This window comes from Pseudomonas sp. UM16 (genome assembly GCF_050312595.1).
Taxonomy (GTDB): domain Bacteria; phylum Pseudomonadota; class Gammaproteobacteria; order Pseudomonadales; family Pseudomonadaceae; genus Aquipseudomonas.
The window spans coordinates 1-297 of the sequence record NZ_JBNPJT010000087.1 but is presented as its reverse complement, the minus strand read 5'-3'; the positions used below and the strand labels follow the sequence as shown (position 1 = coordinate 297).

Genomic DNA, 297 nt, shown 5'->3' with positions numbered 1-297 from the left:
GGCCATCTCGAGCAAATGCAAATGCTGCTGGAGACCTTGCAGCGCCCCACAGTAATGGCAAGGGCCTTGTCTTACGGTGGTGGCAGCACCCCGAGGAGATGGCTGGGCTTCTGGGTGCAAATCCAGCTGCCTGCAGCGTTGGCGGGCAAAGAGCTGACCTTGCAGCCAGCGATAATCGAGAAGCGTTATTTTTCGAAAGGTCAGTTGTCTGTCACAGAGAGCAATTTTTACGACCAGTTTCTCGAAGGCAACTGGGTCGACCCAACGCTGCTTGGAGAGTTGCCGGGAGGACCAAGA

The 297-nt window shown here is 55.9% G+C and carries 1 protein-coding gene; it reads left to right on the top strand.

The features are described 5' to 3' along the window. On the top strand, positions 1–297 hold a 297-nt coding region (locus tag ACQRAX_RS25680), incomplete at both ends, for a hypothetical protein (protein ID WP_427867794.1).